This is a genomic window from Bacillus sp. FSL K6-6038 (assembly GCF_038050455.1).
GTDB lineage: Bacteria > Bacillota > Bacilli > Bacillales > Bacillaceae_G > Bacillus_A > Bacillus_A pseudomycoides.
Genome location: NZ_JBBOUH010000001.1, coordinates 485,244 through 500,395 on the forward strand (window position 1 = coordinate 485,244; position 15,152 = coordinate 500,395).

General features: G+C 35.2%; 13 protein-coding genes. 6 read left to right on the forward strand and 7 right to left on the reverse strand.

Annotated features, from left to right (window positions below; translation table 11 throughout):
- Nucleotides 1–380: 380 nt before the first annotated feature.
- Entirely contained in the window at nt 381–1,547 is a 1,167-nt protein-coding gene (locus NSQ40_RS02510) for a diglucosyl diacylglycerol synthase (protein ID WP_018767243.1), read from the forward strand.
- A gap of 588 nt (nt 1,548–2,135) precedes the next feature.
- Here NSQ40_RS02510 and NSQ40_RS02515 read toward each other — a convergent pair.
- From NSQ40_RS02515 to NSQ40_RS02530, 4 genes are all read right to left on the reverse strand, one after another.
- Nucleotides 2,136–2,255: a YfhE family protein gene (locus NSQ40_RS02515; protein WP_003194890.1), complete on the reverse strand. Its 120-nt coding sequence runs from the start codon at nt 2,253–2,255 to the stop codon at nt 2,136–2,138.
- 178 nt (nt 2,256–2,433) lie between these two features.
- Nucleotides 2,434–2,991, reverse strand: coding sequence for a GNAT family N-acetyltransferase (locus NSQ40_RS02520; protein ID WP_003205810.1), 558 nt, complete (start codon nt 2,989–2,991; stop codon nt 2,434–2,436).
- 241 nt (nt 2,992–3,232) lie between these two features.
- The gene (locus tag NSQ40_RS02525; RefSeq protein ID WP_003194894.1) at nt 3,233–4,363 is read right to left on the reverse strand and encodes an amidohydrolase; all 1,131 of its coding nucleotides are present in this window, start codon (nt 4,361–4,363) and stop codon (nt 3,233–3,235) included.
- A gap of 76 nt (nt 4,364–4,439) precedes the next feature.
- Complete coding sequence (locus NSQ40_RS02530) at nt 4,440–5,378, reverse strand: TIGR01777 family oxidoreductase (protein ID WP_258248406.1); 939 nt, start codon at nt 5,376–5,378, stop codon at nt 4,440–4,442.
- 52 nt (nt 5,379–5,430) lie between these two features.
- On the opposite strand from NSQ40_RS02530, the gene recX reads away from it, so the two are divergent.
- Together recX and NSQ40_RS02540 are read left to right on the forward strand one after the other, a co-directional pair.
- Complete coding sequence (gene recX, locus NSQ40_RS02535) at nt 5,431–6,243, forward strand: recombination regulator RecX (protein WP_003194898.1); 813 nt, start codon at nt 5,431–5,433, stop codon at nt 6,241–6,243.
- A gap of 9 nt (nt 6,244–6,252) precedes the next feature.
- Nucleotides 6,253–6,570 (forward strand): YfhH family protein, encoded by a 318-nt coding sequence (locus NSQ40_RS02540; RefSeq protein WP_033796965.1) that lies wholly within the window; start codon nt 6,253–6,255, stop codon nt 6,568–6,570.
- Nucleotides 6,571–6,633: 63 nt separating this feature from the next.
- Here NSQ40_RS02540 and NSQ40_RS02545 read toward each other — a convergent pair whose 3' ends face one another.
- Entirely contained in the window at nt 6,634–6,786 is a 153-nt protein-coding gene (locus NSQ40_RS02545; RefSeq protein WP_003194901.1) for a YpzG family protein, read from the reverse strand.
- A gap of 58 nt (nt 6,787–6,844) precedes the next feature.
- Complete coding sequence (locus NSQ40_RS02550) at nt 6,845–7,003, reverse strand: small, acid-soluble spore protein K (RefSeq protein WP_018767248.1); 159 nt, start codon at nt 7,001–7,003, stop codon at nt 6,845–6,847.
- 214 nt (nt 7,004–7,217) lie between these two features.
- Between NSQ40_RS02550 and NSQ40_RS02555 the strand changes: the two genes are divergently transcribed.
- On the forward strand, nt 7,218–7,484 hold the full coding sequence (locus NSQ40_RS02555; protein WP_003194903.1) for a YfhJ family protein: 267 nt from the start codon (nt 7,218–7,220) through the stop codon (nt 7,482–7,484).
- Nucleotides 7,485–7,512: 28 nt separating this feature from the next.
- On the opposite strand, the gene NSQ40_RS02560 is transcribed toward NSQ40_RS02555, so the two are convergent.
- Nucleotides 7,513–8,493, reverse strand: a complete 981-nt coding sequence (locus tag NSQ40_RS02560) for a metal-dependent hydrolase (protein WP_018767249.1) — start codon at nt 8,491–8,493, stop codon at nt 7,513–7,515.
- Nucleotides 8,494–8,641: 148 nt separating this feature from the next.
- Here NSQ40_RS02560 and mutY point away from each other — a divergent pair, with 148 nt between their 5' ends.
- Together mutY and NSQ40_RS02570 are read left to right on the forward strand one after the other, a co-directional pair.
- On the forward strand, nt 8,642–9,736 hold the full coding sequence (gene mutY, locus NSQ40_RS02565; RefSeq protein WP_003194906.1) for an A/G-specific adenine glycosylase: 1,095 nt from the start codon (nt 8,642–8,644) through the stop codon (nt 9,734–9,736).
- 114 nt (nt 9,737–9,850) lie between these two features.
- Nucleotides 9,851–15,151 carry a lamin tail domain-containing protein gene (locus tag NSQ40_RS02570; protein ID WP_341286057.1) on the forward strand — a complete coding sequence of 1,767 codons (5,301 nt, stop codon included), beginning with the start codon at nt 9,851–9,853 and terminating at the stop codon, nt 15,149–15,151.
- Nucleotide 15,152 lies beyond the last annotated feature (1 nt).

Here is a 15,152-nt window from a genome sequence, read left to right on the forward strand (position 1 = left end):
AATAAAATCTAGAGTATATCTATAGAAAAGAGTATACTGAAAGTGGAATATCCATATTTTTGTAAAGAAATAAGAGGATAAATTTACATAATTGTAAAGGGAAAACCAAATAGTAACAAGAATTAAGAAGTAGCAGGGTGAGTATCATGGAATATGATCATTTGTAAGTTATTGCGAAAGCTCTGATAGGAAAGTATAATGTAAAGATATGAGCACAGATAGGATTAAGGGGTCAATCTTATATGCTTTGCATATCCACGACAGGTACATAGCTAACATGAAAGTGTTGGAATCCAAACATGTAATTTTTTTTAGGAAAATGTTTTTCCTATTGTCGTATATGCAATATGGGAAAGCGAAAAAGCTAGGAGTGGATTTGTTTGATAAAAAACCCCAAGGTTTTAATATTAACTGCACATTACGGTAACGGTCATGTGCAAGTAGCAAAAACATTAGCACAAACATTTCGTCAAAAAGGAATTGAGGATGTGATTGTGTGTGACCTATTTGGAGAGTCACATCCAGTCATAACGGATATTACAAAATATTTATACTTGAAAAGTTATACAATAGGTAAAGAGCTATATCGCTTATTTTATTATGGTGTAGAAAAGATTTACGATAAGAAAATTGCATCGTGGTATGCGAATTTTGGGAGAAAACGCTTAAAAGCATTATTACATGCAGAAAAACCAGACATTGTTATTAATACATTTCCAATTATTGCAGTACCGGAATTGAAAAAACAAACAGGTTTCTCAATTCCTGTTTATAATGTGTTAACAGATTTTTGTTTACACAAAATATGGATTCATCGTGAAGTAGATCGTTATTTTGTAGCGACAGATCATGTGAAAAAAGTAATGGTTGAAATTGGTGTACCTTCAGAGCAAATTGTAGAAACTGGGATTCCAATTCGTAAAAACTTTGAATTAACTATTAACCCGGAAATCCTATATAGTAAATATCACTTATCTCGTGAGAAAAAGATTTTACTTATTGTAGCAGGTGCCCATGGTGTATTAGGAAATGTAAAAGAATTATGTCAATCATTTATGACAGTTCCTAATCTTCAAATAGCTGTTGTCTGTGGGAAAAATGAAGCCTTAAAACAAGAGTTATTAGGGCTTAAGGAACAAAAGCCTGAGGCATTAACAGTATTTGGTTATGTAGAGAATATCGATGAGTTATTCCGTATTACCTCTTGTATGATTACAAAGCCAGGAGGCATTACATTAAGCGAAGCGGCAGCTTTACAAGTACCTGTCATTTTATATAAACCAGTACCGGGACAAGAAAATGAAAATGCAATATATTTTGAAAAAAAAGGAGCTGCACTTGTAATTCGTGAAGATGAGGACATTTTTGCGAAAACAAAGGCACTATTAGAAGATGATAGGAAGCTCTTACAAATGAAAGAAGCGATGGGAAGTATCTATCGTCCAGAGCCAGCTTGCCACATTGTAGATGCAATTTTAGAAGAGAACCATGTGCAATCTAATCATATGCCGATTAAGTCGCCAGCTCTTGCTCAATCTTTTACGTAATATGAAACCCTCTTTGTATTTGGAAAGAGGGTTTCTTTGTTGTTTTGTAGGAATTCAGTATAAAAGTTAAAGTTAGTCACAAGGTATAACTGCCCTAGCCAAAACAGTTCCCCTCGATAAAGTTGTATGTTTTTATATATTCGTTATATGTTATCCACAAGAGAATGCGGTTTCAATAGACGGTAAAGTCGGAATATTAACAACGATATCCACATTGTCCACAATTTTCAGAAAAAATATCCACAAAATAAACATGATATTTGTGATTAAGTTTATAATAATCCAAAAGAATTGATAAATTTATACACAATTCTATTAATTTTGTGGATAAAGTTTTCCACAAAAAATACCCCTTATAATATAAGGGGTAAATCTTTACTTTGTCATCCAAAAAGTAAAGGGTAGGAGAGGGTAAAAAAATTACCTCAAGTTTCACTTTATCCCACTATTTGTGGGCAGTAAAATTCCATCCCAAACTTTGACGAAAGCAAAGAAGTTAAGTGATCAACTGCCCGTAAAATCCCGATTGGTGAGGGCTGATAATCAGTGAAGGATAAAGCACCCATTGATTAAAATTTCACTTTATAATTATACACCTTTAGGGCGATATCCCGCTGCACGATCTGCTCTTCGAAACTCTCGTTGATAAAGAACCTCTTGTGTACTATTTAATGTATTTCTTGCTTTTTCACGTTTCTTTCTATCCATTACAGATCACCTCGTGTCATAAAGTTATTATCTATCATTTCCAATGACATAAAGAGGTATACACAATAAACAAGTATATTCATTTTATCCCGCTATTCGCGGGCAGTAAGGTCCCCACAAAATAGGTGGGGGATAAGTTTCCCACTGATTAAAGTTTCACTTTATAATTAGTGACATACTACGCTTCTTTTAAATGATGAGTATCTTGGAATGTAGTATCACGCATTGTAGAAAGAGTATATTGATCTTTTGGAATTTCATATAAGTTATATACTTCTTCGATTGCGTTAATTTGATCATAAACAGCTTTTCTAGTTTCGTTTGCTAGGTTTACATATGGTAGTTTTTCAGCTGCTTTCATCGAACGAATATTTACTTTGCGAATACGCATAAAGATTATTTCAATATCTAACTCATAGAAAAGCTCGCTGAAAAAAGCATCTTTTGCTAATTTATTATACCCCTGGCCATGATACGGTTTTCCAAGCCATGTACCAAGAAAACCAGCTTTTTCTTGCACATCAAATAAAGTAATCGTGCCGATAGGGTTTCCCCATTCATCTAAAATTGTGCGTGAAATTAATTCACCACGCTCTTCTGCTTCTATTGTTTGCTTTGTTAAAAATAAAAACTCTTCGTATGAATAAGCTTTTTGACGCACAAAAGGGAAGACAGCAGGATCCACCATTAAATCATATAGAACGTGGCTGTCGTGTAAGTCGCGTTTTTTTAACATACTAACTCCTCCTCATATGAGGGTAGCATGACGAAAAAACACCCCACCCTCGAAATTTTTATATCAACCTTTAAAAAATTTCGGGGTGGGAATCGAACCCACTAGAACCAGTCTATAACGCTGGTGGCGCACCATTTGCCTTCCCCATTCATCAATTTGAAATGAAAAATCACGACACAAATTGATTATGGTTTCATTCAGTTTATAATCGTATAATACTTTATCTAGTCAAAAAAATAAACTAGTTTTTTTTATTTTTTTTGTAAATTATTTTTCCATCAATCATAGTTAGTACGGGCTTGGCTAAGTAATGAAATGGGTGATGTGTCCATAATACAAGATCGGCATCTTTTCCAACTTCAATACTTCCAATTCTTTTCTCTAAACGTAAGTTTCGAGCGGGAATGATTGTAACTCCTTCTAATGCAATTTTTTCATCTAATCCTTCCCTGACAGCGATGGCTGCACAAACATTTAAATATTGAATGGGAGTATAGGGATGATCTGTTGTAATAGAAACTTCTATCCCATGCTTTGATAAAGTATGGTAAGTATCCCATGATTTATTTTTTAGTTCAATTTTTGATCGGCGTGTTAATGTCGGACCAACAGATATTTTTAAATTTTGATTGGCAAGTTCTTTTACAATAAAATGTCCTTCTGTGCAGTGTTCAATACGTAAATCAAGATTGAATTCTTTTGCAAAGCGAAGAGAGGAAAGAATGTCATCTGCCCGATGAGCATGAATACGTACTGGAATTTCTCGGTGCAAAGCTTTTAGAATAGGGAGCATTCGAAAATCTGCTTCGTTTCCATAATGTTGTGCTTCGTAAAAAGATTCACGAAGCAATCCCATAATCCCCATACGAGTAATCGATTCTTTTGTGCCATTACTATGAACTCGTTTTGGATTTTCTCCAAATGCAATTTTTAATCCAGCAGGTTCTTGAATAATCATATGATCGATACAAGTTCCGGCAGTTTTAATCACACATGTTGTCCCGCCAATAATATTTTGACTTCCAGGCATAACGTGGGCAGTTGTAACCCCATTTTGAACCGCATCTTGAAAAGCAATATCAAAAGGATGGATACCATCTAAAGAACGAATATGTGGTGTTAATACTTCAGATGTTTCATTGGCATCATTTCCAGCCCATCCAGTCCCTTCATCGTATAGGCCGAGATGAGTATGCACATCGATAAATCCTGGTAAAAGGTGAAGGGCTCTTGCATCAATAACAGTCATATCTTGAGTGGGCTCAATATGTGGTTTTATCGCAGCGATTTGATTGTGTTTAACCAATACATCTCCTTGAAATTTGGAAGAAGTAATGGGATATACAATGGCCTGCTTAAATAGCGTTTTCATAGATACCTCATTTCCATTGGCTAATAACCTTTAAATTAGTAAATAGAACAATTTTAATGGGTTTATTTCAGAAGTACTACAGTGTATGCAATATAATATTTTGTAATGCAGGGTTTAATGTAGGAAAAGAATATTGGTATCCGTGCTGTATTGCTTTGTTAGGCAATACATGTTGTCCTTGTAGCACAAGCATACTCATTTCTCCAAGTAAAGCATGTAGTGCAAATGCTGGAACGGGAAGCCAATGTGGGCGATGCATGATAAATGAAAGTGTCTCTCCAAACTCTTTCATTGTTGTAGGATTTGGTGCTGTAATGTTAAGAGGGCCTTCTATTTCTTTTGTGTCTATTGCAAAATCAATCATGCGGATGACATCATCTAGATGAATCCAAGACAGCCACTGATTACCTGAACCGATTGTGCCACCAATAAATAATTTGTAGGGAAGCAACATTTTAGGAAGGGCACCACCCTCTTTTCCTAAAACAATTCCAAAGCGTGTATAGACGGTTCGAATTCCGAGAGAAGTTGCATGAGAGGCTGCTTCTTCCCATAGTTTTACTGTAGTTGCTAAAAAGTCACTGCCATGTTCTTTGTTCTGTTCTGTAAAAATTTTTGTTTCAGATGTACCGTAATAGCCAATTGCGCTAGCGTTAATAAAAGTATGGGGCTTATTTGGTAATATTTGTAATTGTTTGATGAGACTATTTGTTGTATGAAGACGACTCGTTATAATGTTTTCTTTCTGCTTCTTTGTCCATCGACCGTTATTGATAGATTCTCCAGCTAGATTAACAACAACATCGATAGAGGTGAGAGGGAATTTAGGTGAGCATTTATCCCATTGGACGTAGTGAATGTTAGAGTTGAAAGGTGTCTCTTTTTTTTCTCGGGTAAGAATGTAAATGGTGTACCCTTTTAGGCTTAAAAAAGTAGCTAATGCTTTACCGATAAAACCAGTTCCCCCAGAAATTGCAATTTTCAACTGAACTTCCTCCTCATTATATATATTCATGAAAAGCAAAATTGTTCCGCAACTATGTTAAAATAATAGCGGGGTGAAGAATATGGCTGTCATTACAAAAATAGAAGTACAAAAACGAACGAAAGAACGATTTAATATTTATATTGATAAAGGACAAGGTGAAGAATACGGATTTAGTGTGAATCAAGTAACCTTAATCAAGCACGGTTTGCAAAAGGGTTTAGAAATCGATGAAGTAGAGTTAGCAAATATTTTATACAATGAAGAAGTACAAAAAGCATATTTGCAAGCAATTTCTTATTTATCCTATCAAATGCGGACGAAACAGGAAGTAGAAGAATACTTACGAAAAAAAGAAATTGGACAAGCCGTCATCTCTGAAGTTATTTCGAAATTATTACATGATCACTATATTAATGATAAAGAGTATGCCATTTCGTATGTGCGAACTCATAGTAACGTGAACCAAAAAGGACCGACAATTATTAGACGGGAACTTTTTAGTAAAGGTGTCCAAGATATAATTATTACTCATAGTTTACAAGAGTATCCGAAAGAGAAGCAAATTGAAAATGCCTTTGAGCTTGTAGAAAAAAAGAAAAAGTCCTATCAAAAGCATTCTTTTTTACAAATGAAACAAAAGCTAGAAGAAATGTTAGTCCGTAAAGGATATAATCGTGATGTAATTCAAATTTGTCTAGAAGAATTAAAAGAGGAAAAGGATGATACGCAGCAACAAGCTGCATTGTTATATCATGGAAATAAGTATCATGAGAAGCATAAAAAGCATGATGGATGGACATATGAAAATAAGATGAAACAAGCATTATATCGAAAAGGATTTTCTATTGATGAGATAGAGACATTTTTACAAATGAAACGTGAAGAGGGATGAGAGAATATGATGAATATGCCAAAACGTTATAGTGATATGACACCACATGAGTTAAGAGAGGAAATTGGCATTTTAAAAGAACAGGCTGTGAAAGCAGAGCAGCTTGGTATAGTAAATGAGTTTGATGTATTAATGAGAAAAATGGCAATGGCTCGTGCTTATATGACAGATATAAACGCATTTCAGATTGGTGAAACGTATGAACTTATAGAAGAACCGGGTGTCTTCTTTACGATTACGTATTTCAATGGGGTATTTGCTTGGGGACATAAACAAAATGAGACAGAGGAAATTGGTATTCCTATTTCGCTATTACAAGAGAAATAAAAAACCAGAGAGCCTTGGCTGCTCTGGTTTTCATTTTTCGTAGTTGTTAAAGGAGATAGGCAATTAAATTTGGCGTTTTCTCATCTCATTCGCCAAAATAATGAGAGACTGGTTTTGCTGCGTCTGTCCATTTACTTGCGCTTTTGCATGTTTCGGACGTGCCCAGGTAGGGTTGAATAATTCAGAACGACGATCTAAATGATTACGGTAGCTCATCTTTATCACCTCATGTAGGAAGTTAATTGCAATAACTCTTTAGAACGGACTATTGTTTTTACTCTTCCTGATGATTTGCGGCACGCATACGTTCCTGTGGGTGCGTGTTAATTGTGCCGTTAGGTCTTTTCGAAGCAAAACGAGCTTTTGCTTTCGTTGGACCATCGATTTTGCTGTTGTTTTTTGATTCAGACCAAAATTCGGCTTGTCTACCCAAGAAGAACGCCCCCTCATTATTAAATGATACTTACTAAGAAGTATCATTAATAGAATGTGCAAAATAGAGAAAATTATGCTTGAACATAAAATGAAACTTCTGTTGGCGATGGAAGAAGTTCATGAATGCGTGTATCCTTTTGTTCATTTATAATTTTGATGTGGTAATGAGGTTTGGAAATAAAGTACGAAATTAATAAAAGGAGAAATAAATAATGAATGATAAGTATGAAGTACTAACAAAAGAATTACTTGAAAAAAATAGCTTTCTGTCTTATTCTCAGGCTCGTGCATGGATTGAGTTATTATGGGAGGACTTCCAAGTAACGTATGCAAAGTCTGGTCGTTATCAAGGTGAAGAAATGACGGAGCAAATTGTAAGAACATGGATTAATAACCATGGTGAACGCCTTCATGAAATCCGCACGAATAATCCGAAATATAGTCATTTAATTAATCAAGATGATCATTTAAAGCATTAAAAAAAGCGACCGAAGTTGGTCGCTTTTTTTAATGCGGAATCAATTCCAATTTTTTACGAAGCTTTTCTTCACTAAAAATCCATCCAGTATAGGAACTAATAATATTTAAATTTTGATCCAGTTGGACAATTGCAACGAATGGGTAATAGTCTTTACTACGGTACCGTAAATCGATAAAACGCACTTCATAATAGTTGTCGTAATCAAAAATATCCCAGCGGTATACGGGTGAAAAAGATAAAAAAGCAGAAATGTTTTCATCTTTTTGTGCAGCTCGCATAATTTTATTATCTGGAAGTGGAATACGATCAAATTTATCATGCACCATAATATGGCCGCGGTGCCAACGCGTAACATAATAGTGTTTTTTTGTTACAATAGCCAAATGATAGTGATAAAAGCGATAAGAAGGAGAAATAATGACTTCCTCTACATCTTCAAATCGTTTGTAAACTACACTTTTTACATTTTGTCTCATTACAATTCGACCGACATAGTAGACAAACATTAATATATATGCAGCTAAAGCAGTATATCCTTTATGGGAGCCAACAACCATACAAGCGATAGCGAGTATATGGATAAAGAAAATAACAGCATCAAATGTATTAATTACACCTAATGCAACCCACCTTTTTGTAAAAGGCCTCAACGCTTGTGTACCATAGGCGTTAAAAATATCAACAAACACGTGAAGAAAGACGGCGATAAATGACCAAAGTAGTAGATGAAAATAGGGAGCTTCTGTAAAGAAGGCAAAGGAAATTCCGCTTATAAGGAAAGACCAGAGAATAACAGCAGGAATGGAATGAGTAACCCCGCGATGGTTTCGTATATATTTTGCATTATTACGTAATTTTAAGACGGTATCAATATCAGGAATATTGGAGCCAGCGATCGTTGCAAGCATAACAGCTTGTGGTCCGAAATCACTCTGGCTAATGGCTGGATCTAACGTTGCTAAACCACCTAATGTGACGCCCATAACAAGGTGAGTGGCCGTGTCCATGAAAATACACCTCCGTTTTTTATTAATGTAACTCTTTTTATTCGATATCTCAAGGCATTTGCCTTCTATTTCCTATATCATCTTACTTAAATTTTTTCCTAAAATCTTTATAATAGTACGTATATGCAAAAAATGAGGGGGATCAAGTTTGGCACTTGAAATATTAGATGATTTTAACATAGAGAAGTTTCAACATGATTTAATTAGTTGGTTTGAAAAAGAACAGCGTGATTTACCTTGGCGTAAAAATAAAGATCCGTATCGCGTTTGGGTTTCTGAAATTATGTTGCAGCAAACAAGAGTGGAAGCTGTAAAACCATATTACGCAAATTTTATGGGAAAGTTCCCAACGTTAGAAGCGTTGGCATCGGCAGATGATGAAGAGGTATTAAAAGCATGGGAAGGCCTCGGTTATTATTCTAGAGCGCGGAATTTACATGCAGCGGTGAAGGAAGTAAAAGAAGTATATGGTGGGAAAGTACCAAGTGATGTGAAAAAAATTGAAAAATTAAAAGGTGTTGGTCCATACACAAAAGGTGCAATTTTAAGTATTGCATACGGTATACCAGAGCCAGCTGTAGATGGAAATGTAATGCGTGTTTTATCCCGTATATTATCGGTTTGGGATGATATTGCGAAACCTAAGACGCGAAAAGTATTTGAAGAGATTGTACGTGAAATCATTTCAAAGGAAAATCCATCTTATTTTAATCAAGGCTTAATGGAGCTAGGTGCGCTCATTTGTATTCCGAAAAATCCAGCTTGTTTACTTTGTCCAGTTCGGGAACACTGTCGTGGTTATGCAGAAGGTGTACAGAAAGAGTTACCAGTCAAAAGTAAGGCGAAAGCTCCTAAAATGGTGCCGCTTGTTGCGGGTGTGCTGCAAACAGAAGATGGAAATTATGTAATTAACAAAAGACCGAGTACAGGGTTACTTGCGAATATGTGGGAATTCCCAAATGTTGAAATTAGCGAAGGGATTCGAAATCAGAAACAACAGCTTACTGATTATATGAAAGAAAACTTTTCCATTTCTGTTTCCATCGATGAGTATGCAATGAATGTGCAACATACTTTTACTCATCGGACATGGGATGTATTTGTATTTTATGGGAAGGTAACAAGTGCTATTAAAGAAACAGATACATTAAAAGTTGTATCTAAAGAAGAATTTGAAAAATTACCTTTTTCTAAATCGCATCGTATGATTTATGAAGAATGTGTTAAAAAACTTCAGCCTTAATGGTTGAAGTTTTTTCGACATAAACATAATAATTACTTACAAATATTTCATATTCCCTTAACAAATGACAAATACAATGAAAGTTGTAATGAAAAATTTAAAGGGGGATAGGAAATGCTTAAAAAAGTAATCAGTTCAGCAGCTGTAGCGACTTTCTTACTTCAAACGTTGACTGGGCCAGGCCATGTCACTTTTGCTGAGGAGAAGGAACAAAATCAGCACACTCTCATTTCAGAAGTGCATTATACGGATGATCTGAGCTATATCGAATTGTATAACCCATCAGCGAAAGTTATGGATATGAAGAATGTTCAACTGAAGGTCAATGGAAAAGTGCTAAAACTTAAAGATGAAAATGAAAAGCAATCTGTACAACCAAAAGAAACGAAGTTAATCGTATTTGGAAATAAAACAGTTAATGAGATTAATGAGCGCTATAAGACGGAAATAAAAGAAAAACAAGTTTTATTTGCTACTGAGGATTTAAGTGATAAACAAATTAGGATTGAAGTAACGACTGAAAAAAATGAAACGGTAGATGTCATTGAAACAAGAAAAGAGAATAAAGATGTATCCATTCATTCTTTTTGGAATGAAACAAAGAAAGAAATGAAAAATGAAATACCATCACCTGGGACTTACACTGTATTCCAATCGCATAAAAAAGAAAATCCACCTACAGAACCCACACAAAAAGAGGCAGTCCAGCCAGACTCCAAAAAACTAGAGCCTGCACAATCAAACTCCAAAGAAACGATAGAAAAGCAGCCTGCACAAAAAGATAATAATCAAAAAGAAAAGTCATTACAAGAAACAGCGCATGTACCTAAAATGAAAATTAATGCACATGAAGATTTACCGATTGAACTTCAGTTAGCAAGTGTATACGATAAGGCAAAAGTAAACCTTGTATATCGTAGTGCGTCCGGTTTGTTAGTGAAAAAACTGGAAATGAACAAAGGTGAGAATAATTTGTATTCTACTGTTGTTCCAAAGCTAGATGTTTGGTCTGATACGTTTACATATTGGTTTGAAATTGAACAGGATGGAAAGATTATTACCTTTCCAGAAAAAGAACAATATGTAAGTACTGTTGAACGTCATGTAGAGGATTATACAAAGAATAGGGCAGTTATGATTACTGAACTAATGCCAGATACGATAAATGTGAACGGGAAAGATGGATATGAGTTTATAGAAATATACAATAATTCTAGTGAAGCAATACAGTTGAAAGATTATAAACTTATTTATAAGTATTCAGAAACTGGAAGTGAAGATTGGAATTTTACAGAAAATGCAACAATTCCATCAAAAGGAACGAAAGTGTTTTGGATTAAAAATGAAGGAAACGCAGCATTATCAAAACAAGACTTTATTCAAGCATACGGCGGGAATATAACCGAAGAACAAGTTCTTCCACTTAAAGTGGATGGAATGTCTAATAGCGCTGGGAGAACCATTCAATTTGCTGATCAGTACGGAACAGTTTTATCATCTGCAACATATGGGAAAGAGGATGTAAAAGTTGGTCAGAGTATGGCGTATGCATACAAAACCGAAAGTACTGAAATGCAAAAAGTAGGTTGGTTTGAAAAAGGAACACCTGGTGTGCAAATACCATTTCAAGTACCGCTAGAGCTAGTAAAGCAATCAGATCAAGTAGGCGTTGCGATTGAGCATACGGCATTACCTGCTCATATAGTAACAGAAGATTTAACTATCACTGCAACGATTAAGGGCGGAGAGAATGTAGCAGTTTTGTATACCCAAGATGGCAAGTTAGCACACAAAAAATTGCAGATGAATAAAGAAGGAAATAGCGATGTTTATAAGGTGACAATTCCTCAAAAAGAGCTATGGGGAAATTCATTATTCTATAAAATTGTCGTGCAAGGGAATCAAGAAACAATTGAAAAATCTTATGATACAAAAATAGAGCATAAAAAAATAGAACCACAAAGCGTACCGCCGTTGTTGATTACCGAAGTGACGCCGGACACGACGAATGTTGGGAAAGCAGATGGATATGAATTTATTGAAGTGTATAACAATAGCACACAAGATCTTAATTTTAAGGATTATACAATTCGATATCGTTATCCATCTGAAGGACCAGAAGGTGATCTCATTTGGGGATCTACTCCAGATGATGTTGTAATTCCATCAGGGCAGTCTCTCGTATTTTGGATTATAAATGGTGAAAACAATGAGAAAACCGTTGCTGACTTTAATAAACAATTTGGTGTGAACTTAGTAGAAAATAAAAATATTGTTAGAATATATTCAAATGGAATGGCGAATGGAAGTGCACGTGGTATTGTCGTTGCAACAAAGACGGGGACAGAAATTGCATCTGCTTACTACAATGATCAAGCAAACCAAGCTGATGTGAAAGCTAATAAGGGAATTTTATATCGCTATCCTCAAGATGGCTCGCAAATTATGCAAAAGATTAGTAGTGCAGAACATAATGCATCCCCTGGAACTATATTCGAAGGACAAGTACCAGCTGAACGAGTTGCTTTGAAAGAGGATACGATTGCGCCGACGATTTCACATAAAGCAGCAGAAGGACTAGTTTCTGAATTTCAAGATCATAAACTGAGTTTTTCTGTTCTTGATAACGAACGGGTTAAGAGTGTGAAATTATATTACAAAACGAATCCGAATGCAGAATATAAAGCTGAAAATTTAGTAGAGGATCGTGTAGATAAAAAATATCATTATACCATTTATTCACCTGAATTAATTGGAAAAGAGAAAGTGACATATTACTTGGAAGCTTCTGATGGCTTCAATGTAGTAAAAAGTGATATGTATTCAGTGCAAATAGCTGGAGAGAAAGATAAAGGACCTCTTCGTCTTAATGTAAAAGATGATGAAGTGGTTGCAAACCAAGTTTTATTAAAAGGAACCTCTTCGTCGGTTGGGGCTGAACGACTTGCTCTTTTAGTGGACGGAAAGAAAGTTGAGACGAACACATATCGTTCGTTAGAGAAGCCTGCTTATTTTGCTTTCGATGTGAAGCAAACTGACTTGTATTTTAAAAACGCAGTCACAATTGGGAATGAAGTATTACGTATATTTGATGATACGTATAGTGATTATGTCACATTAACTGTAAAAATTGATCAATCAAAAATTAAATATAATGAGCCGTTCAAAATTGATATTCGATCTGGCACAAAGACGTCACCATTTGACAATCGAGTTGAAGAGAATAAAGATGATTTTTATTTAAAAAATGTTCGCCTTGTATTAGCGGATGGAACGACTTTATATGATCCGAATTTTGCAAATCCAAATCAGGAGTTATCAATTGGTGATGGAGATACATCAACACCAGTATTTACGTTTGGATTCCAAGTTCCAGAAGAAAAGTTTATTTCGAATGCATATTTATGGGATACAAAACAAGTGAAGGATGGAAAGCATCGAATTGCAGTGCAAGATGGTGTGAATAAAGAAGTCGTTGCAAATGTAAAAGTTGATAATACACCACCAAAGATTTCAACTACGGTACAGAACGAGAAAAAATATAAAGGGAAAATTCCAATTGATGTAACAGTTACAGATGATATAGCAGGAGTGAAAAGTAAAAAAGTTATATTGGATGGTAAGGAAATTGTAACTCCATATGAAACATCATCTGCACAATTAGCAGCAGGAAAGCATGAGTTACATGTAGAGGCTGAGGATCAGGTAGGAAATCGTGAAGAAAAGATAATTATGTTTGAAACTTGGGCAGAAAATCCAACAGATCCTACTCCAATTGCACCTAAAGATGAAGAAAAAAATGTGAGCACGAATCCGACACTTGAAGCAAAAGTAACTGATCCAACAAATGACGCAATGAAGGCAATATTTTATAAAGGGTATACGTATAAGCCGAATGAAACGGATCGTATGAAAATTACCGAAAATTCGATAGAACAAGAACCACCACAAGCTTTTGCTGTGAATGGTGAGAAAAGTTTTGACCAAGATCAGCTAAGTAAAGTTAGTAAAAAAGATGGGAAATATTATACAACGGAATCAACAGAGAAATTTCCATATCATCGTTTTGATGTAACGGTTGCTGATGATGTGAAAAACGATGATACGGTAGAAGTAAAATGGTATGGACATTCTCTAGAAGGAAGAAAAGTTACGATGTATGCTTGGAACTACATGACAAATAAGTGGACAGAACTTACATCGAAAATTGCTGGAGATAAGGACTTTGAATTAAAAGGTGCTGTATTAGCGAAAGAATATGTAAAAGATCAAAAAGTAAGTGTAATTGTACAAGACCAAATTCCAAGTTCACCAAATAAGTTTGATTACACATTTGTATGGATGTCGGATACACAGTATTACTCTGAAAGTTATCCCTATATTTACAAAAGTCAGGTTGACTGGATTGCTGCACAAAAAGATCCATTAAATATTAAATATGTATTCCATACAGGGGATCTTGTTGATAAATCATATCAAGAATTTCAATGGCAGCGCGCAGATGAATACATGAAAGTACTTGAGAATGCGAAAGTACCGTATGGTGTGTTGGCCGGGAATCATGATGTAAATCATAAAGATGAAGACTATACAGCATACTCGAAATATTTTGGGGATTGGCGTTTTAAAGATAAGCCATTTTATGGCGAAAGTTATAAGGATAACCGCGGACATTATGATTTGATTTCAGTAAAAGGCAACGATTTTATTATGCTGTATATGGGATGGGGCGTTACAGATGAAGATATTCAATGGATGAAGGAAGTATTGCAGAAATATCCGAATCGAAAAGCGATTTTATCATTCCATGAATATTTACTTGTATCAGGCAATCGTAGTCCGATTGGTGACAAAATTTTTAATGAAGTAGTTAAACCGAATAAGAATGTGTTAGCTGTGTTGAGTGGGCATTATCATGACAGTGAGACATTAGTTGATGAAATTGATGATAATGGGGACGGCATCGTAGATCGTAAAGTATATCAAATGCTGGCGGATTATCAAGGTGGTCCAGAGGGTGGACAAGGATATATGCGACTTTTACAATTTGATACAACTGCGAACAAAATGTATGTCAAAACGTACTCTCCATATTTAAATGAATATAATTTTTATAAACCAGAAGAGTATCCAGGAAAAGATGAATTTGAATTAGACATTGATTTAAAACCTGCGATAAAACAAGTCGCAACAGACTATGTAGAAGTAAACGTGTACACGAATGAAGTAATCGGTAAAGATAATTTTGTGGCGAATTGGCGCAACGCAAAGGTAAAATGGGAGAATTTAAAGGAAAATACGACGTATCAATGGTATATAAAAGTCGAAGACCGATATGGTGGTCAAGTGACTTCACCAGTTTGGTCCTTTACAACAGGTAAAAAAGGTTGGAGATGGAGCGTGTTCCCAAATTAGG